Genomic DNA, 20043 nt, shown 5'->3' with positions numbered 1-20043 from the left:
CGCTTACAATACTTCTGTTTTGAAACCTTTACTAGCCAAAAAATCTAAATAGGGTGGTAAAATTTTCTGCAGGTTTGCTTTTGATTTTTGCTGATCATGAAACAAAACAATCGAACCATTTTCTGTGTGTTGCTTTATTTTCTTCAAGGCTTTTAGGGGTTGCAGCTCTTGTTTAAAATCCCATGATATCAAATCCCAAAGTACGATTTCATATTCTTGGGACAAACTGCTTAAAAAATTCTTGCCCAACCTGCCATAAGGAGGACGGAAAATTTTTGTACGAATCCCCAATTTCTCTTCAATGACTTTTTGGCATTTCGCCACATCATTCAAATAAACAGCAAGTGAAGTTTTTGGCGCTTTTAGATGGTGAAAAGTGTGGTTTCCTATCCCATGCCCTGCTTGGGCTATTTCCAAGGCCAAAGCACTGTGTTTTTGGACATTGTCTCCAACCATAAAAAAACTGGCTTTCATCCTATAATCATCCAATTGACGCAACACAAAATCAGAAACCCCGGGAACCGGCCCATCATCAAAAGTCAAATAAACCGTTTTTTCCTTACGATCTCTGTGCCAGGTATATCCTTTAATCAACTTTTGGGCTATCCCCGGAACTTTATACAATCGCATATCAATTGAATTGAAGACTTAATAAAGTAATGTCATCTCTTCCCGGAACCCCATCTGAAAATTTTTCCATATCCTCCAACAGTCCTACATGAAAGTCTTCCGGAGTACTATCCCTGCAATGATTGATAAAGCTTAGCAACCTTTCTTCTCCATACTCCTCGTCCTGAGGATTCATGGCCTCTGTTAAACCATCCGTATACAGGTGCAAGACAAAATGATCTAGATTTTTTCTTTCTCCAAGCTCCAAAAATGGCAAGTTCTCAAATGCCCCTAAAATAGTGGTGCCTGCCTCAAGTAATTCCGCTGAATCTTTTGAATTCAAACATAAAATTGGAGGGTTATGCCCTGCGTTCACATAAGTCAACTTCTTTTGGCTATAGGAATAATGTCCTAGAAAGAAAGTGATAAATCGTTCACCCTTGGTGGCATCAAAGATGGACAAATTCAATTGCTCAACTATGGTTTTCAAGTCTGTGCCACTTCTTAAAAGTGTTCTAAGGGCCGCTTGGAAATTGGACATCAGCAAAGATGCCGGCATGCCTTTTCCTGACACATCCCCCACACAAAAATACACATCATCTTCTGTTGGCTGAATTAAATCATAATAATCCCCGCCTACAGAAAAATGGGGAATATAAGTTACTTTCGCCTTGAGTTTCTCATGGTTGGGCAAGGTGGCAGGAAACAACATCCGTTGAACATTGCTGGCAATTTCCATCTCTTTTCGAAAACTTTCCTGTTCCAATTGCTTTCTGGCAAAGCGCTTGTTTTCCAAGGCAACCACCAAAATATTCGTCAATGCTTGGGTAAAATCCAAATCCAGACCGGCGTCTTCGTCTTTCGTACTTAAGAAGAGTATGGCCAACATTTTATCTTTGTGATAAACCGGCACATAAATATTTACTTCAGCAAATGAATACTCCCCGGAAAGAGAAAGGCTCAATTTTCCTAATTCCTTATTCTCCTGCACATCGCCCTTCTGAATTTCCTCAGGAAGCTTTTCTTTCACCTGGTGAGAAATTCTCCGAAGGAAAAATTGTTCCTGTTGGTTGTATACATACAGCACCATTGATTTAATATTCAAATGGACCAGACAGGTGAATTTGAATATATTTAAAAGAACACGCTCATTTTTGTTTTCATTGATGGCTTGGGTAATCTCCAGCAATGCTTTTAATTCCAGTTCTTTCCTTTGGTATTTGATGGTCTCCCCAGTCATAATTATAAGGTATTGTGTTTGAGTAGACCTTCCTTGGTGGCAAGGAAATAATAACCCTTCCCTTTTTCCGTTAAAGGCAGTGCTTCAAAAATCTCATTTTCAGGAGATTCATAACACCTTACCCAGGCCTTTTTCAGCAAAACCTCCAAATTCTTTAACAGTCTTTCATCCTCCCAGCCTAAACTAGATTTCAGGTATTGAAAAGACTGAAGAAAATACAATTCGTCTAAAAGGTCAAATTCATCATTAGTCATTGTCTCTTGGCCATTAAGTCCAATGACAAAAATAAGGGATTCATTAGTTTTTCCTTCCTTTCCAGGTATATTTTCCTAAAATAGCATAAGGCAGAGTCGCCAATACCATCAAAGGGTAAATCCAGCCTGCCAAGAACCAATTTATATTTGAAAATTTAAGACCGTAAAGTTTCAAGACTTTTCCCAAAACCACCTTTTCCGCTATATATTTCAAGCTCCATACTAAAATTAATGTATAGGTAAATTTCCATGAATAAAAAGCCAAAGGAATACTTGACAACACAATCAAACAAAAAAATGCAAGTAAGACAGCTGTAAACCGATGACCCTTTTCTCCATGTGCATTCCACTTGCTTGCCCACCTGCTTCGTTGCCGAATCCAATCTCCGGGAGATGCCAAAGGTTGTGTTTGAACAAGGGCTGAAGGACCATTCAGGTAAACCAAGGCATCAGCCCCATACCTTTTATTCAACTTTTTCAATAAAAATTCATCGTCACCTGAAGGAATCTGAAAATTGCCTGTATAACCGGCTACTTCCTCAAATGCACTGGTTCGAAAAGCCAAATTAGCCCCGCTACACATAAGGGGATGTCCTTTTTTAAAAAAATAATTACTTATCAATAACAGGCTTGCCCACTCTATTTGCTGGAACTTATAGAAAATACCGTTAGCCGAATGCGTCATAACAGGACCGGCCACCAATTGAATATTCGCATTGTTAAAAGGTGTCAACATGCTTTTTATCCAGCCTTTTGACAAGCTTATATCTGCATCTATGGTCAGAATAATTTTTGAATGACTTGCCTCAACCCCCGTATTGAGGGCTGCTTTTTTCCCCTGCCCTATACTTGGTACTACGAACCAATTTTGAATACCGTAGGCTTGTATAAAGCTCCGGATTAATGCCACTCCCCCATCTTCACTATCATCATCTATAAAAATAACCTTGGTGGCAAAAGGTAAGGAATCAAATAAATTTGGAAGTAGGGCTTTAAGATTTCGTTCTTCATTTCTGAAAGGCACCAAAATGCAAAAGTCAGCAGAACTTGGCAAGCTTTGGGTCAAGTCGCTTGTCTTCGGCTCCCAAGATTTGCCTAAATGGTATAATCCCCAAGTATAGCCAACAGCAAATAAAAAATAGCAGATTCCTAAGGCAAGCATTTCATGGAGCATTTGAGGATTTGTGGTAAATTGCACCGATGAGTAAAATTGTAAAAAATCCTATAAAGGAAAAAATCATTTTAGGAATAGACCCCGGCACCTCTGTGATGGGATACGGCCTAATATTGGTAAAAGGAAATAAATACACTGTCATGGAGTTTGGAGTAATTCACTTGAAAAAGTACAGTGACCATGCCTTAAAACTTAAAAAGATATTTGAAAAAATTAGTTATATAATTGATACCCACGGACCTGACGCTATGGCATTGGAGGCCCCCTTTTATGGCCAAAATGTGCAGTCCATGCTTAAACTAGGCAGGGCGCAAGGGGTAGCCATGGCAGCAGCCCTTGCCAAGGAAGTCTCTATCACAGAATACTCTCCCAAAAAAGTAAAACAGTCGGTCACCGGCAATGGAAATGCTTCCAAAGAACAGGTGGCTGAAATGCTTAAATCCTTATTGAACTTTGACGAGATACCAAAATTACTGGATGCGACCGATGCCCTGGCAGTGGCTTTGTGTCATCATTTTCATGATGGAAGGATTCAAACAAAAGGAAGGAGTGGTGGATGGAAATCATTCATCAATGAAAATCCGGACCGGATTAAAAAATAAAGATTTGTTAAAAAATTTTAGAATTGTAGCTCATATTTGATAAATTGGTAAAGAACTAATTCAATATACCCATGAGAAAACCAGTGCTGGACTGCGAGAACTGTTTTGCTGAATTTACCAATCAGTTAAATGAACTACAAGATTTGATTCTTGAAGGAAAAAGTCACGGAATGAATGATGAGGTCCGGTCAAAATTGATTGTAAGTTTTGAGAAAACCCATGATGCGGCTCTTGAAACCATCGCTGCCTATTTTAGAAACCAAGGCAAGACTCCTTTCTCAGGATCAAGGGACATTACTGTGGAAGCTTTTCATGCAGACCTGATCGATGATGGGCAAGGCTGGTTGGACATGATTATCCATAGAATTAAATACAATCCGCTCTATCCGGGAGATTATCTGGGCTCGCTCTCCGAAAACATTGTCAAAAATTACTTGGGTTTTCTTGAATCCTTTGAAAGGAATATGAGTAAAAAGCTTGATACTTGAGGAATTTAAAGCCACCCTTAAGCTTTTATTATTTTATTTTTTAAAAGGTGTAGCATTCTGACAATTTATTCCGTCTTGACAGGGAAAATTAGCACAAACAATGCTAAAGCTATTCTTTGACCTTATTCCTGACATGCCATGAAAACAAATTTACATCCCCGATTTATTCTTGGAGCGCAGCTTATGCTCTCCTTTATGCTTGTAATTGTACTTCCCTCCTGTGAAGACCAAATAGAAACGACCTATACCTATCAAACACAAGTGCCGGTATTTATTGAAGTAAATTCTTTTAGAGAAGCTGACATTATCATTGAACCGGGAATTCCTCTGGATCAGCCGGGGAAAATTTATATTTATGGAGATTATCTTTTTATTTCAGAACCCGGTAAAGGCATACACCTATTGGATAATACTGACCCCGGAAATCCTCAAAATCTAAATTTCATCAATATTCCCGGGACGGGTGACATGGCCATCAATGAAAGTATTCTATATGCCGACAATTACGTAGATTTATTGGCCTTTGATATCTCCAACCCTGAAAATATTCAATTGGTAAAAAGAGAAAAAGACGTATTCCCCAATCTCTATTCCAATGAAGAAACAGGAACGATCGTAACCTACAAAGATACGCTGATTACCTCCACTGAATCCAATATGCGATGGAACACTTGGGGAAGACCTACCTTCAGAACCGATATGGTGATGCTTGAAACCGCAGCTTATGCCAAATCCGATGGAGGACAGAGCTATGGACAAGGTGGGTCAATGGCAAGGTTTACCTTACTGGGAGGCCACCTTTATACGGTAGACGAATATAGCATGCGGGTATTTAATGTAGAATCTCCCATGGATCCCAAATACTTAAGTGACATTAATTTAGGCTGGGGTATAGAAACAATTTTTCCTTTCAAAGGCAATCTCTTTATCGGATCTATGACCGGTATGCACATCTATGATGCAAGCAACCCTGCTGAACCAAGGGAAATGGCGGTGTATTCACACATCACTTCCTGCGACCCGGTGGTGGTAAATGATGATTATGCCTTTGTTACCTTAAGAAATGCGGCAATATGTAGAGATGGAGCCAATGAGTTGCACGTTTTGGACATCAAAGACTTAAATAAACCCACACTTTTAAAAGCTTACCCTATGGACAACCCTCACGGCTTAGGGCTTTCAGGAGATTATTTGTACCTGGCCGAAGGAGAGCAAGGATTAAAAAGTTTCAATGTTTCAAATGTTATGGAAATCAGTGACAATCAATTGGAGCACCTGAAAAACCATGTTTTTACAGACATCATCCCCGGCCCGAAATCCCTGATTGTAATTGGACCGGATGGCGTTTGTCAATTTGATTACACCAATCCGGAGCAACTGAAAGAACTTAGCTGTATCAATGTGGCCAACTGATCAATGAAAAACCTGTATGCACTTTTCTTTATAGCATTCATTTGGTCTTGCCCTTTGTCCAGCAAAGGGCAAGACTTATCTTTTGTTAACCATACGGAATTAGGTCTGCTTACCGGTACTGACAACTTTGGCCCCCGAAACAATTTTACCTTTCAGACTTTCAATGGGGTTCAACTCAGCAGTAGACATGCAGTAGGATTTGTGACAGGCTTGGACCAATATGGAAACTATTCTGTCCTTCCTTTAGCATTAGGTTATAGAGGTATTTTAAATCCCAATAACAAGTGGCAGGTTTTTGCCGGTGGAGAATTGGGTTATGGTTCTGCTGTTTTTGAAGAATTAGAAGTTAACGAATGGGATCAGCACCATTGGCGCAAAGGGGGCAGAATGGCACAAGGTAGTGTAGGTTTTAGGTACAAAACTCAAAATGCCAATTTCTGGACAATAAGTGTCTCACTGAAACGACAAATTAGCTATTTTTATATCGGCAATCCTGCCAGGTTATCTCCAAACAGAAACCGAGTAACAGATTGGAATTATTATGAAGAAGATAAAGTCACCTTCAATAATCTCGTCTATAGGATTGGGTATTGGTTTTAATAGGTTGTTATTTATTATTCAACTCAATGGAAATTGAGAATTTGATCTACTGATTATTCTTAATAAAAGCACGATAACCGGATCCTGAGCAGAGCCAAAGAAGTAGGTAAACGAGGACGTTAACCTATGGCTTCGGCTCCGCTCAGCCACCGGAACAAAACTCCCATCTCCCAGCGGAAAAGGGAATTCGCTATGCATTATATTGGGTAGCTCCCCTTAGTGTTCAGGGGTGATCCCGGGGACTGAAACAATCAGGGGAAATAAAATCCACTTGGTCCTCTTCCTACACTTACCTCATCAATAAGTTCTCCCTGGGCATTGACACGCATCACAGAGCCATTGCCCTGCCAGCCATTGTGCTCACCTATATACAATGTTTGCGTGTTGTCGTCATAGCCCAAACCATAGAAGTTGCTGCCGGAATAGAAATTCTCGTTTTCAACTGATTCTGTGGCGAGGGAAAGTTTGACTACTACATCTTCAGTAGCTTGGTTGCTAATTACAAATAATTCACCACTGTTACTGACAGAAAAGTTACCATTGTAGATGCTGTTGTCCACAGAAAACTCAAGGCTTTCTTCTACTTCAAAAGTGGCTACATTTAACTTGTGCAGGTAGATTTTTTCACTATCCTTGGCATAGAGATAGTTGCTGCCTTGGTATTCAAAGAAGAAAAAAGGGGTTCCTGTTATGGCTATCGTTTTTTCTACTTCATCATCTCCAACTTCAATCACAGCAATGGCTCCCATTTGGCAGGCCACCAAAATTCTGTCACCTATAAAAGTAATTCCTTCAGGTCTTGATGGTGTTGGTATTTTATAAGCGATATTTCCTCCTGTGATATCTTCCACCACTGCCACAAATGATTCGGTATTACTCCAGTTTTCGTCATAGGGTCCCCAATCACTAATGTACAATTTATCATCAGCCTTGACCATGCTTCGGGTATTTACCAAGTCATTATTGATCGCTCCTACTGAAATAAAATCTGCAGATTGCACGACCTCCACTTTACCCGTATTGGCCACTAGGTAGGTATAGTCCTCATAGCTGATCAAATCCTGAAGCAATCCTGCAAAAGGTCTGCCGTTGACATTTTCAAAAACATTGGCTTCAAGCTCGGCAGTATTTTTATCAAAATGAAAAACTTCACCATCATTGGCACCAAATGCACCTTCATTAATAATTAGCACACCATTTTCATAGGCCCCTTGAGGTATTTCAACGGGATCGGATCCACATGATACCAACAGGGCAAATAAAAACAACTTACAGACTAACTGCATTTTTCTCATAACACTACATTTAAATTAAATTGAAAATTTCTTCCCGGCATGGATCGGAGTCGAAGTACCTGATAATCCACATTGAAAATATTATTGGTATGGAATCCGAGATTCCCTTTTAGTTTACCTTTCCAGTCATAAGCATAAGTGAATCCGGTATCCCACAAGCTGTAGCCGGCTAACTGCGTTTGATTGTCGGTGGTCACATAGCGCTCTCCGGTCCATTGGTTTTGAATGTAAAGTTTGTAGGGACCATTTTGCAGGTTGCCTTGGGTACGTATTTTATGCTTGGGCACATAAGGAAGCTGCTTACCTTGACTAAGCGCATTCCCTACATCCCCAGATTGATTGACAGCACTATTCAAGCTATAGTCCACATGTATGGTCCAGAGATTTTTCCCTTGCGCAAACCCTCCTTTGAAAAAATACTCCAATCCTTGGTTGACTACATTACGCACATTTTCGGCTTGCCAATAAGTACTCTGTGGCAACCAAAGAATCCAGTCATCTACATTCATATGAAAATAGGTAAGCCTATTTTCAATACTAAAGGCCGATAAATTGGCCTTAGCTGTTAGCCCTATCTCTTTGCTTAGGCTTTTCTCGGGTTTTAAATTGGGATTTCCACCGGGTACCCAGAACCTATCGTTCAATGTGGGTATTTTAAAACTTCTCGACAGGTTGCTGATAAGTTGCCAATTCCATTCAGTTGATTCAAAGAAAGTCCATTCCACACCTAGTGAAGGTGTAAAAGGAACAGCTTCACCATCATGAATAAGCTGCCTAAGCTGCATAGAAATCCCAAGATTTTGACTTGGTCTGAAATTGGTCGCTTGGTACAATTCTATTCGCTGTTCCTGTCTATTGTAGGTGGCCAATTGCCCTTTGATATGTGAATAACGAATACCTGCAAGGGTCTGCCATTTCTGAGAGAAAGCGTAATCCAAGGCGGTACCTAGTAAAATTAAACGGGTTTCATTCCTATCGGAATTGAATACCATCGCATCATTGGAAATCCCGGTGCTGGCAGTCCAGGTAAGATTCTCTCCGGTATGGGTATAATCAATTACAGCCCTAATACTTCGATCCTCCTGTACATCATTGGTTGATGAACCAAGCAGGGGCTGGATTTGTCGTTCGTTGGAGTTGACCCAAAGGTTGGCTTTCAGCGTTTGTACGGCGTTAATGCTATAAGCAAAATTCTGTACCAAACCAATTTGAGAAACCCTGGCATGATCTTGACGTTTTTCCGGGGTACCGGGACTCGCATAATCTTTATAGGTGAAATTATTAGCAGTGTAATTTCGGTAAAGGTTGGTTTTGAAAGCCAATTTCTCATTCCCTTGCTGATAACTTACCTGCTGATGCCATCGGCCAAAACTTCCTAAAAGTGTTCCTATCTTTAGTTCATTCCCTGTATTGAATTTAAGATCTGAGGACAAATGAACGGATCCACCAATGGCATCTGTACCATATAAAGCCCCGGAACTCCCGTAATGAATATTCACCGCATCAAATCCTCCCACCGGAAAAATTGAATAATCTGCTTGTCCAAGGGAAGGGCTATTTACCGGCAATCCATTCCAAAACAAGGCATTGTGTCCGGCTGAGGTGCCTCGCATGCTTAGAGAAGCGAGCATACCCGGTCCGTATTGTCGTAGAAACAAGCCTGTTTCCTGCTGTAAAACCTCCCCCAATGAATATCCCGACAACTGCGCTAACCTGCCTTTATCGAGTGTCCTAACATACTGGCCAAAAGCATACTTTCTTAGGGAAGCGGCATGGACTTCCACCTGAGAAAGTACCAGCGTATCTTGTGGAGAAACAATTGAGGAATCCGGTTCGCTCTGCCAACCTGCAAAAATAAAAACCAAACAAGCAATTAATGACATCCTCTTTCTTATAATTAATTATCCATGTTTTCATACATTCCGGAACAAGAGGAGATTAGAAAATATTAACAGTTGAGCAAGCCTAGACATTCACCAAAAGGCATCTGACATGGTTACCAATGTTCAATAAATGATAATATTGAAAGCAGCTAAAATCTTCTTCTCAGCCTTTCTCCCGAAAGCTACGAATGATAAGATTTTAATGGCAGGTCTCCTGACTTCCCAAGGTAAATCCGCCTTCTCATCCTAAAAAGGACAATGGCAAAGGATGGATTTCCATTTTCTTTATTGTAGTAAAGACTGGGTTACAGTTGCGGGGACAGTTTCGGACTTTCACCGAATTCCCTATTAATCCCGAGCGCCTGGTTAAGGATCGGGAACCATAAATCGGCACAAACATACGCTAAAAACTCTATTGGAAAAAATTAAGTTATTGGAAATGGTCTTAGCAATGGTTTACTTTGACCTGAAAATTAAATCTTATTTATTCTTTTTCACTAAAAAATGGCCGCTTTCCGTTTATTAATTTTTGTCTTAATAATCATTTCATCTTGTCGGCAATCCGATCAAAGAGGTAGTTTGGATGCACTGGAAGAAGTCCCTTTACGCTTTGCCGAAGGATTTTCGCTTTTCCATGGAGAAAACTATTATATCATTGAGATTATTCATCAAGAAACTGAAAACCAACGTTTTTTGGTGCAGGATGAGCAAGGAAGCATCGAACTGCCTGAATTCCCTATCGATGGGAAAATTGTAGCAGGAAGCCATAAAGTTATATTATCGGCCACTCCACAGGTTGCTCACTTGGATTACCTTGATGCTGAAGAAAACCTTATGGCTTTCCCTGACCTCGACCTGATCACTTCAGAAGAAGTCAGAAATAGAATCAATTCCAAAAAAGTTATTGACCTTGGAAAAGGACCGGCATGGGATTTAGAAAAGATCATCGACCTTCAGCCCGACTGGGTTATGGTATCAGGATTTGGAGAGACCTCTCAAATGGAAAATCGATTAAAATCAGCACAAATACCGGTGCTCATTAATAAGGAGTACCAAGAAAAGCACCCATTGGGAAGGGCAGAGTGGATCAAAATTACCGGTGTATTGTTGGGGAAAATGGATAAAGCAGAGGCAATTTACGCTGAAATAGCTGACAATTACCAAAAGGCACAAGTACGGGTAAGCCAAATACCTTCACAAGACAAACCTACTGTGCTTTCAGGCTCCATGTACAAAGACATTTGGTATGCACCGGCCAAAGACAGTTGGGCAGCTAAAATCATAGGGGATGCTGCCGGCCAATACCTTTTCGACCAAATGGAAGGAACGGGGAGTTTGACCCTAAATTATGAATTTGTCCTAGACCAAGCTGGCCAGGCAGCCTATTGGATTGGAGCAGCTGACCATACTTCTTTAGGCAGTATGGTTGATCAAAACCCTAAATACAGTGATTTTGAAGCGTATAAAAAGAAAAAAGTATTTACTTATACTTTGGGAAGAGGAGAAACAGGGGGGTATCGGTATTTTGAAGAAGGTTATTTGCGGCCTGATTTGGTACTTTTGGACATGATCAAAATTCTCCATCCTGAAAAGGCAGATGAGCATCAGTTTAGGTATTTCCAAAAATTAGAGGACTAGCCCCATGACCCACCGTGTTAAGTTTATATGCTGTTTGGTTTTATTGGTCTTTCTGTGGCTATTAAACCTAAGCCTTGGATCCATTGCGATTCCGTTTGTCTCGCTATTGGAAAGACTAGGCGGGGCATCTTTTCCCAGAGAAAGTTGGGAAATTATCGTGATGGATTATCGGATCCCAAAATCTTTAACAGCAATTTTAGCAGGAATAGGGCTATCAATAAGTGGTTTACAAATGCAAACCTTCTTTAGAAATCCACTAGCAGGCCCCTTTGTTTTAGGAATTAGTTCGGGTGCCGGCTTGGGAGTGGCCATCTTATCAATGGCCGGAACCGCCTTCGGCTGGCAAATATTATCAGGCACTCCCAACTATTGGGCAGCCATTGTCGCATCAAGTGCCGGGGCCATTGGAGTTTTAGTTTTGATGGGATTGGCAGCCTGGAAGGTAAAAGACAGCATGACCTTGTTAATTGTCGGCTTGATGTTTGGCAGTGCTGCCTCCTCTGTGGTAACTCTTTTGTCTTATTTCAGCGCCGCTGAAGAACTTAAAATGTTTACCCTTTGGTCCATGGGCAACTTGGGGAATACAGGTTGGAATGAATTGGGAATTTTATCCGGAGCCATATTCATTGGTCTATCATTGGTACTATTTTCCATAAAGTCATACAATGCCATGCTCTTGGGGGAAGCCTATGCCAAAAGCATGGGGATAAATTTCGAAAGATTACGGTGGATTATGATCGTCAGCACCGGTATATTAACCGGTGGAATAACAGCTTTCTGCGGGCCCATTGCCTTTATCGGCATTGCTGTTCCACATTTGGCCAGGTTATTATTTAAAACCAATGACCACAGAATATTGTTTCCTGCCACGGCTCTTTTGGGCATATTGGTTCTTTTGGCTTGCGACACCATTGCCCAATTGCCGGGATTTGCAACAAGCCTTCCCATCAATGCAGTTACCACGGCTTTTGGGGCACCTTTAATCATCTGGCTGATCATGAAAAGAAACTTTAGTGAAGCATTTTAATTATTCAAGAAATGGAAACCAACCTAGATAGCCTTAGACAAGAACAGCCTTGTATTCATGCCAGAAATTTGGTGCTAGGTTATGAAAATGATAGGCAAATCAACACGGTAGCAGCCGATGTTTCTTTTGATCTGTATCGTGGGGAATTAACCTGTATGATGGGGCCCAATGGAGTTGGGAAATCTACCTTACTGAAAGCAATCCTAAACCAAAATCCTCCGATAAAAGGCACTATCTTAATGGGTAAAAAGGAAATTGGACTGCTTGATGATCAAGAAAGAGCAAAAACCATTGCAGTGGTTTTGACGGAAAAAATTCGTTCCGGTCTTATGACTGTTCGAGAACTCGTAGCCTTGGGCCGTACGCCACATACTGGTTGGTTGGGGCACTTGAGCAAAACAGACAATGAAATTGTGGAACGGGTACTAAAGGTGACTCATCTTGACTTGATTTCAGGGAAGAAATTGGCTGAACTGAGTGATGGACAAAGGCAAAAGGCCATGATCGCTAGGGCCTTGGCTCAAGACAGTGGCATTTTGATTCTGGACGAACCTACGGCACATTTGGACCTTACGAACCGATTTGAAATCATGCATTTGCTAAAAAAACTGGCAAAAGAAGCCCATAAAGCTATTCTGGTGGTTACCCATGACCTGGAAGTAGCCATGGAAACGGCTGATCAATTATGGATTATGAGTCATCAGGAACCTTTGGTTTCAGGAAGCCCTGAGGATTTAATGTTGGAAGGTCAGATTCAGAAATTATTGCCAGGAAATAAATGGGAAATTGATGCGGATAATGGTAAAATCATGCTAAAGACCCCAAGTGTGTTACCGGAAATAACCGGCCCCAAACATGTGCGGCATTGGGTAAGAAATGCACTTCGAAAAAATATGGACCTACCTTTGCCTGAAAAAATAAGTACCACAGACAATCCATTGGAAATAATCGTCTATAAAGCGCAAAAATCTATTACTTTTTCAAGTATTTCAACCATGATTAGATTTTTCAAAAAGGAATCATTTTAAAAAATTACAAATTTTTTATTCATTATTTTAATGAAATTATTATATTGATATTCAAACGATTGTAAATTTAAATTTTGAATTTACAAGGTATATCAATACAACAAGCCGCAATCTAATATTCATCTGATATGAATCGATATTTAAAGTACGGGCTCATAATATTTTCATTCCTCTTTGTGTTTATTATTGGTGCTATTGTCTACATACAAATGGTTTTGCCTGATGTAGGAAATCCTCCGGAAAGCATAAAACTAACCAACAGCTCAGAAACACTGAAACGAGGCAAATACCTTGCAAATCATGTGATGCTTTGTATTGACTGTCACTCCAAAAGAGATTTTAGCTTATATAGTGGTCCCCCGGTCCCGGGTACAGAGGGTGCCGGAGGAGAGATTTTCGATCATGATTTGGGATTCCCGGGTAGATTTATTTCACCCAACATTACTCCTTTCAACCTCAAATCCTATTCAGACGGTGAACTCTTTCGGCTAATAACAACCGGTGTAAAAAAAGATGGAAACCCCATTTTTCCTATCATGCCTTACGCCAATTATGGTAAAATGGACAAAGAGGACATCTTGGCCGTAATCGCCTATATAAGATCTTTACAAGCTATTGACAAAATCCAACCCGCATCTGAGGCAGATTTCCCATTTAGCTTAATCATGCGCACCATCCCACAAAAAGCCGAATTTTCAACCAAACCTCCTGCCTCTGATGTAATTGCCTATGGCAAATACCTTGTAAATGCAGCTGCGTGTAATGATTGCCATACCCAATTTGAAAACGGAGAATTTACCGGTGAATACCTTGCAGGCGGAAGAGTATTTACCATGCCCGGGGGCAATCTATTAACGAGCTCCAACCTTACCCCCCATCCCACGGGGCTAGGAAATTGGAGCAAAGAGCAATTTATCGAAAGATTTAAGCAATATAAAGACAGGAGCAAACTCAAGAAAGTTCAAGCAGGAGAACCGCAGACAATAATGCCTTGGAGCATGTATGCCGACATTACAACTGAGGATTTAGAAGCCATTTACAGTTACCTGCAAACCCTGAAACCGGTAGAAAATGCTGTAGTTCGGTTCAAACAAGCAGAAAGCTTATAAGCAATTCAAAGCTGCTCCATCGATTGGAATGCTTGCCCCGTTAATATATGCCGCATAAGGTGAAGCCAAAAAGGCCACGAGATAACCGTACTCTTCAGGTTGGCCAAATCTTTTGGCAGGAATAGCCTCTTTTTTCTGCTGTAGCAATTTTTCAAAATCCACCCCTGATTCCTTTGATTGGTTTTTGATAATCGATTCAATCCTTTCCGTTTCAAAAGAACCGGTGAGTATGGTATTCACAGTTACACCGAAAGGCGCTACTTCCCTTGATAAAGATTTGGCCCAACTCACTACCGCGGTACGCATGGTATTGGACAGAATAAGGTTTGGGATGGGTTCCTTCACTGTTACTGAGGAAACATTCAAGATTCTTCCGAAACCTCTTTCCTGCATCGCTCCCAACAACAGATGGCTCAAGTGATGGTAGGTTTTGAAAAGCAGATCAAATGCTTGTTGGTAATTCTCAGTAGTTTTTTGAAGGACAGAACCGGCTTCCGGTCCATTGGTATTGTTAACCAAAATATCAACTTTCTTTCCGGTAAAAAATTTTTCAGTTTCCGCTTTAAAGGATTCGAAATCTAAAAAATCAACGGCCAAACTTTGATGATCTTGGTTTGCACTATTGTCCAAGGATCGAACCGTCTCCGCTAATTTTTCTTTATTTCTAGCTATTAAGGTTACTGAGGCCCCACATTTTGCCAATTGTTGGGCTGTTGCCAGTCCAAGCCCACTGGTTGCCCCCCCTACTACTGCTCGATATCCTTTTAAATCTATGTTCATGTTGGTTGTATTTAGAAATTGTCTTGCGTATAAAATTATAAAATTGACGAGCCAAATCAGCTTAATTTTTAAGAAATTATTTATTATTCAACAATTCCTATCTTTTTTATAGGGTTTGTTGGGATTGTATTTAAAATATTAATTATATTTGTCGTACTAATTATTGGCATGACATACGAGCAGTTTAGTAGGTATTCATTTTTGCTGGACAGGACCGCAAGGAAGGTCAAGCAATACGCACAGCAAAAGTTCAAATTAAAAGAATTTGACATTACGGTGGACCAATGGCTGGTCTTAAAGAATTTAAATGAGAATGAGCGCCTTAGCCAAACAGAGTTGGCCCATTTGGTTTTTAAAGATCACCCTACCTTAACAAGAATAGTAGATATTCTTTGTAAGAAAGGTTATCTGGAAAGGGTACAGCATCCTGAAGACAGGAGAAGCTATCAATTGCATCTCACGCAAGAGGGGAAAGACAAGGTAAAAGACCTAAAACCTCAAATTGCAAACATCAGGCAAAAGGCTTGGGAAAATCTCGATGAGAAAGATTTTCAAGAATTTAAGCGAATACTAAACACGATTTACAATAATCTAGCAGAATAATTATAACAGTTACTTAACATTAGTTGTTATACTAACTATATTTGTACAAACTATTGACTTTTAAAGAGGTTAACACATAAAAATCGACTAAAAGATGATTACTACTGACATTTGCATAATTGGAGCAGGCCCGGTTGGCTTATTTGCTGTCTTTGAAGCAGGTTTATTAAAGATGCGTTGTCATCTGATAGATGCCTTGCCGCAAGTAGGAGGACAACTTTCGGAGATCTATCCACAAAAGCCTATTTATGACATACCTGGATATCCTGAGGTAAAAGCCCAGGAACTGGTAGACAATTTAATGGAGCAAATCAAACCTTTTAAACCTACTTTTTCTTTAGGAGAGCGTGTTGACCATTTAAGCAAGCAAACTGACGGCTCCTATGTTGTCACCACAAATGACAAAACTCAGGTTCATGCTCAGGTAATCATCATTGCCGGAGGATTAGGCTGTTTCGAGCCAAGGAAACCAGCTTTGGAAAACCTTGCCGAGTTTGAAGGAAAAGGCGTTACCTATATGGTAAAGAACCCTGAGCAATTCAGAGATAAAAAGGTTATTTTGGCCGGTGGTGGAGATTCTGCACTTGATTGGGCCATTTACTTGTCTGACGTTGCTGAGAAGGTTACCCTAGTACATAGAAATGAAACTTTTAGAGGTGCTCCTGATTCCGCATCAAAAGTTTTTGATCTGGCCAATGAGGGTAAGATCGACCTTATCCTATCTACTAATCTTAAAAAGCTAGGAGGTAATGGACATTTGGACACGGTATACTTGGAAGATAAAAGCAAGTCTAAATTTCAGATTGAAACAGATTACCTGATCCCATTATTTGGCTTAAGCCCTAAACTGGGACCAATTGCCGATTGGGGATTAACCATAGACAAAAATGCAATTGAAGTGGATACCAGGGATTATTCTACCGGTGTGGACAGGATATATGCTATTGGAGATATCAACACTTATCCCGGTAAATTGAAATTGATCCTCTGTGGGTTTCATGAAGCTGCGATAATGATGCATTCTGCATTTAAGTTTGTGTACCCTGATCAAAAATTAAGCTTTAAATATACTACCGTTAATGGTGTAAATACATTTTAATCGTACTTTTGCAAAATGGTTACATTTACAGTAGAAGATCACGCTGGCAATCGCCAGCCTATTGAAGCCCCGGATGATATGGGCTTGAGTTTAATGGAAATATTAAAAGCATCCGAATATCCGGTTTTGGCAACATGTGGGGGAATGGCCCTTTGTGCTACCTGTCATGTTGAAGTATTAGAAGGTAAGGATGGCCTAGGCGATGCTACCGATGTAGAATTGGACCAATTGGAAGCCCTTCCTGAATATTACCCTACCAGCCGACTGGCATGTCAGGTAAGAATTAGTGATGAATTGGAAGGAGCTGTTATCAAGCTCAGAGGAGAAGACAATTAAATAATGTGAGGAGTTGATACTTGGTATCAGCTCCTTTTTTTATCCCTGTTGTTTCTGCGTAATTATTTTTTTAGCCACTTGCTGATTGTTTTTTGGAATTTCTCCTGTACCACCGGCTTAGTAAGAAACCCATCAAATGCTGCATTCTTTGTTTCATTGATTTCATCTTTAAAGGCATTTGCGGTAAAGCCAACTATAGGAATGTGGCTAGTGCCAGGTAAAGCCTTTACGGCCTTAAGCAATTCATAACCATCTAGCTTTGGCATATTGATGTCAGTAATTATCAAATCAAGATTTGAGTTTTCTCGGATAATTCCCAAAGCTTCCTCTCCGTCATCAGCTTCAATTATGATGGCATTGGGGTCCATCTTCTGCATATAAATTTTTACTAACATTCGGTTCACTGAATTGTCTTCCGCAATTAATAGGCGAAAAGGCTCCTCAACACTTGAAACTAAAGCTTTCCCATTTTCCTTGGGGTTTACAGAGGAACGCTCTTTGTTGTTTTTCAACAGGCTATTTAATAGATTTTTTAATTTATTTGGAGTGACAGGCTTATAAAGAATATCCTCACAGCCGATGGAATTGTAATTTTTCACAACCATTTCTTGCTCTATGCTTTCCACAGCTGCGATAAAATTCACTTTTGATGTTCTTTGCCCTACCACATCCATCATTTTTTGCATGGTCCAAACACTATTGCTTCCCAAGATGGAGTTATTAAAAATCACCAGACCTATATTTGGGTTTTTCTCTAGGGCAGAGAACCCATCAGTAATAACCGGGGTATGGGTTACTTTTATACCAAAGGTTTCACAATAGGATTTGATAACATTTCCTGAGATTTCATTGGCATCTACTACCAATACCTCTCCTAGTTCACTCAAATCCTCTCTAACACCATTTGTGTCATCAGCTATTAGATCCAAGTCAAAGAAAAATTCACTTCCCTTACCCAATTCGCTCTCCAATTGAATCGAACTGTCCAATAATTTAAGTAGTTTATTGGATATGGTTAATCCTAAACCCGTTCCGCCAAACTTTTTTGTAGTTGAGGAATCTGCCTGAGAGAAGGCCTCAAAGATTAATTCTTGCTTTTCTTTAGGAATTCCAATGCCACTATCCTTTACAGAAAATCGAATCCTTAGCTTATCTTTGCTATCCTCTTTAGGTGAATCCAGCAGGGTCAGTTTCAATATCACTTGCCCTTTATTTGTAAACTTCAAGGCATTGTTTAATAAATTGATCAGCACCTGCTTCAATTTCAATTCATCGGCTTCCACAAGATTTCCAATTCGGGGATCTAAATCAAGAATTAATTCCAACCCTTTTTTGTGTGCCTGAAAACTTAAAACATCTAAGATGGTTTCTAAAAACTCATAAAGATCAAGCTGATGAATATTTGTATCAGATTTTCCCGATTCAATTTTTGCCAGATCAAGAATATCATTTATAAGATCAAGTAAAGCATTGGCAGAATTTAAGGCGGTATTGGCATATTTTATTTGTTGCCCATTTAATTTTGTATTGGACAATAGCTCGGTAAAACCTATCACTCCATTCAATGGAGTTCTTATCTCGTGACTCATATTGGCTAAAAATTCACTTTTAGCACGATTCGCTTCTTCCGCCTCTTCCCGTGATCTTTGTATTTCAAACTGAAAGAGTTTCTCTTGAGTAATATCACGCACCAATATTATGCTCCCTACTACCTGTCTATTCTGTCCCTTAATTGAAGATTTTGAAACCAAATACCAATTTAAAATTTCATTCTTTTTACATGAAAACTCTATCATTCTGTATTCTTCAGAACAGGTAAGAAGTTCATTAATTTCAGGCCAGCCTTTTTCTATGACTTTTAGCGCTAATTTTTGATTGATGGTTTTCAGCTCCAGCATATTGGCAGCAGCAAGGTTTAGGGTGATTAAACCTCCTGATGTATCAGAAACCAATACTCCCTCCTGCATATTGTCAAATAGGGTTCTATAAGCAATGGGGGCAATTTTAAATAGATTGTAACGCGTCAAACCCAAGTAAAAAAATGCTCCTGTACCAAGAAAACTAAAGGTAATGAAATCGATAAGTATGGGGCCTTGGATAGTTAAATACAATATATAAACCAAAAATGGGAAACAAAGCCCTAAAATCACCATAAAAATCTGCTTATAATCCACAGGGGGCACTTCCCTGATTCTTATCAATAAAAGATAAAGACTGACAAACAATAAAAACAAAGTATAAGATTGATGGAGCCAATAACCAAAACCTTTGCCTGTTACCATCATCATAATTTCACCTCTATTTACAAGTTCAAATGAGCTATAAAAATAAGTGTGATAATCGTTGGTCCATACCAATAAGAGATTAAAAATTGGAACGACAAACAATAAAAATAGTCTCCTGGATGTAATCCACTTTTCTCGCTCAGTATATATCAGTGTAAATAACAATACCAATGGCGCAAAAGACACAGCCCCAATATACATTGATTTCAGCATCAATAACTTACTGAAAACACTTGTCATTGAAAGTTCAAAAACATTTGAAATGCTATAAACAAAACAGGCAACCATTAAACCTGAAAAATAAGAAGCTGCTTTGCCATGAACTTCCTTTTTTAAAAAAAATATAAGTATGACCGGAGCAATGGCTACCACCACTAACAAAACCAATAAAGTATTCAAATTCAACGATGATAGCATATTAAAAAAAACGCATTACAATTATGAAATATAAACTTTTCTAGCCATAATTTACATTTTAAGCCCAACTTTCTGTGTTGAATTAAATGAATTTATAAAATGAAATCATAACTATTTCAGCTATATCTTTTATATTATTTACTTAAATACCATAAACATTCTT

At 39.6% G+C, this 20043-nt stretch carries 19 protein-coding genes and 1 riboswitch; of the genes, 11 read left to right on the top strand and 8 right to left on the bottom strand.

Annotated features, from left to right (window positions below):
• Positions 1-3: 3 nt before the first annotated feature.
• Genes Q4534_RS07390 through Q4534_RS07375 form a run of 4 tightly spaced genes read right to left on the bottom strand, consistent with a single transcriptional unit; the run spans position 4 to position 3265 of the window.
• Entirely contained in the window at positions 4-630 is a 627-nt protein-coding gene (locus tag Q4534_RS07390; protein WP_303612525.1) for a polysaccharide deacetylase family protein, read from the bottom strand.
• 1 nt (position 631) lies between these two features.
• Positions 632-1849 (bottom strand): PP2C family protein-serine/threonine phosphatase, encoded by a 1218-nt coding sequence (locus Q4534_RS07385; RefSeq protein WP_303612524.1) that lies wholly within the window; start codon positions 1847-1849, stop codon positions 632-634.
• A 2-nt stretch (positions 1850-1851) separates the two neighbouring features.
• A complete protein-coding gene (locus Q4534_RS07380; protein ID WP_303612523.1) occupies positions 1852-2103 on the bottom strand; it encodes a hypothetical protein in 252 nt (83 codons plus the stop codon).
• A gap of 43 nt (positions 2104-2146) precedes the next feature.
• Positions 2147-3265 carry a glycosyltransferase gene (locus Q4534_RS07375; RefSeq protein WP_303612522.1) on the bottom strand — a complete coding sequence of 373 codons (1119 nt, stop codon included), beginning with the start codon at positions 3263-3265 and terminating at the stop codon, positions 2147-2149.
• A gap of 38 nt (positions 3266-3303) precedes the next feature.
• On the opposite strand from Q4534_RS07375, the gene ruvC reads away from it, so the two are divergent.
• The 4 genes from ruvC to Q4534_RS07355 all read left to right on the top strand — a co-directional run bounded on the left by ruvC (position 3304) and on the right by Q4534_RS07355 (position 6380).
• On the top strand, positions 3304-3879 hold the full coding sequence (ruvC, locus tag Q4534_RS07370) for a crossover junction endodeoxyribonuclease RuvC (protein WP_303612521.1): 576 nt from the start codon (positions 3304-3306) through the stop codon (positions 3877-3879).
• Positions 3880-3950: 71 nt separating this feature from the next.
• Complete coding sequence (locus Q4534_RS07365) at positions 3951-4367, top strand: nucleotidyltransferase substrate binding protein (RefSeq protein ID WP_303612520.1); 417 nt, start codon at positions 3951-3953, stop codon at positions 4365-4367.
• A 138-nt stretch (positions 4368-4505) separates the two neighbouring features.
• Entirely contained in the window at positions 4506-5780 is a 1275-nt protein-coding gene (locus Q4534_RS07360) for an LVIVD repeat-containing protein (protein ID WP_303612519.1), read from the top strand.
• A gap of 3 nt (positions 5781-5783) precedes the next feature.
• The gene (locus Q4534_RS07355; RefSeq protein WP_303612518.1) at positions 5784-6380 is read left to right on the top strand and encodes a hypothetical protein; all 597 of its coding nucleotides are present in this window, start codon (positions 5784-5786) and stop codon (positions 6378-6380) included.
• Between the two features lie 251 nt (positions 6381-6631).
• On the opposite strand, the gene Q4534_RS07350 is transcribed toward Q4534_RS07355, so the two are convergent.
• A complete protein-coding gene (locus tag Q4534_RS07350) occupies positions 6632-7675 on the bottom strand; it encodes a DUF5074 domain-containing protein (RefSeq protein ID WP_303612517.1) in 1044 nt (347 codons plus the stop codon).
• On the bottom strand, positions 7672-9558 hold the full coding sequence (locus tag Q4534_RS07345; protein WP_303612516.1) for a TonB-dependent receptor: 1887 nt from the start codon (positions 9556-9558) through the stop codon (positions 7672-7674). The genes Q4534_RS07350 and Q4534_RS07345 overlap by 4 nt, the downstream gene beginning before the upstream one ends.
• A gap of 186 nt (positions 9559-9744) precedes the next feature.
• Positions 9745-9958, bottom strand: a riboswitch (cobalamin riboswitch).
• 104 nt (positions 9959-10062) lie between these two features.
• Between Q4534_RS07345 and Q4534_RS07340 the strand changes: the two genes are divergently transcribed.
• The 4 genes from Q4534_RS07340 to Q4534_RS07325 all read left to right on the top strand — a co-directional run bounded on the left by Q4534_RS07340 (position 10063) and on the right by Q4534_RS07325 (position 14360).
• Complete coding sequence (locus Q4534_RS07340; protein WP_303612515.1) at positions 10063-11196, top strand: ABC transporter substrate-binding protein; 1134 nt, start codon at positions 10063-10065, stop codon at positions 11194-11196.
• A 4-nt stretch (positions 11197-11200) separates the two neighbouring features.
• The gene (locus Q4534_RS07335) at positions 11201-12223 is read left to right on the top strand and encodes an iron ABC transporter permease (protein WP_303612514.1); all 1023 of its coding nucleotides are present in this window, start codon (positions 11201-11203) and stop codon (positions 12221-12223) included.
• A gap of 11 nt (positions 12224-12234) precedes the next feature.
• A complete protein-coding gene (locus Q4534_RS07330; RefSeq protein ID WP_303612513.1) occupies positions 12235-13251 on the top strand; it encodes an ABC transporter ATP-binding protein in 1017 nt (338 codons plus the stop codon).
• Positions 13252-13379: 128 nt separating this feature from the next.
• Positions 13380-14360: a c-type cytochrome gene (locus tag Q4534_RS07325; RefSeq protein WP_303612512.1), complete on the top strand. Its 981-nt coding sequence runs from the start codon at positions 13380-13382 to the stop codon at positions 14358-14360.
• Here the strand turns inward: Q4534_RS07325 and Q4534_RS07320 are convergent.
• The gene (locus Q4534_RS07320) at positions 14355-15140 is read right to left on the bottom strand and encodes an SDR family oxidoreductase (protein ID WP_303612511.1); all 786 of its coding nucleotides are present in this window, start codon (positions 15138-15140) and stop codon (positions 14355-14357) included. The two genes, Q4534_RS07325 and Q4534_RS07320, sit on opposite strands and share 6 nt — an antisense overlap.
• A gap of 168 nt (positions 15141-15308) precedes the next feature.
• On the opposite strand from Q4534_RS07320, the gene Q4534_RS07315 reads away from it, so the two are divergent.
• From Q4534_RS07315 to Q4534_RS07305, 3 genes are all read left to right on the top strand, one after another.
• On the top strand, positions 15309-15743 hold the full coding sequence (locus Q4534_RS07315) for a MarR family winged helix-turn-helix transcriptional regulator (protein ID WP_303612510.1): 435 nt from the start codon (positions 15309-15311) through the stop codon (positions 15741-15743).
• Positions 15744-15837: 94 nt separating this feature from the next.
• Positions 15838-16842, top strand: coding sequence for an NAD(P)/FAD-dependent oxidoreductase (locus tag Q4534_RS07310; RefSeq protein ID WP_303612509.1), 1005 nt, complete (start codon positions 15838-15840; stop codon positions 16840-16842).
• Between the two features lie 15 nt (positions 16843-16857).
• Positions 16858-17178 carry a 2Fe-2S iron-sulfur cluster-binding protein gene (locus Q4534_RS07305; protein ID WP_014021243.1) on the top strand — a complete coding sequence of 107 codons (321 nt, stop codon included), beginning with the start codon at positions 16858-16860 and terminating at the stop codon, positions 17176-17178.
• A gap of 62 nt (positions 17179-17240) precedes the next feature.
• Here Q4534_RS07305 and Q4534_RS07300 read toward each other — a convergent pair whose 3' ends face one another.
• Positions 17241-19880 (bottom strand): histidine kinase N-terminal 7TM domain-containing protein, encoded by a 2640-nt coding sequence (locus tag Q4534_RS07300; RefSeq protein WP_303612508.1) that lies wholly within the window; start codon positions 19878-19880, stop codon positions 17241-17243.
• Positions 19881-20043: the final 163 nt, after the last annotated feature.

The sequence above is a fragment of the Cyclobacterium sp. 1_MG-2023 genome (genome assembly GCF_030546805.1).
Classification (GTDB): Bacteria; Bacteroidota; Bacteroidia; order Cytophagales; family Cyclobacteriaceae; genus Cyclobacterium.
The sequence above is the reverse complement of the archived record's forward strand: the minus strand, read 5'-3'. Positions and strand labels throughout refer to the sequence as shown.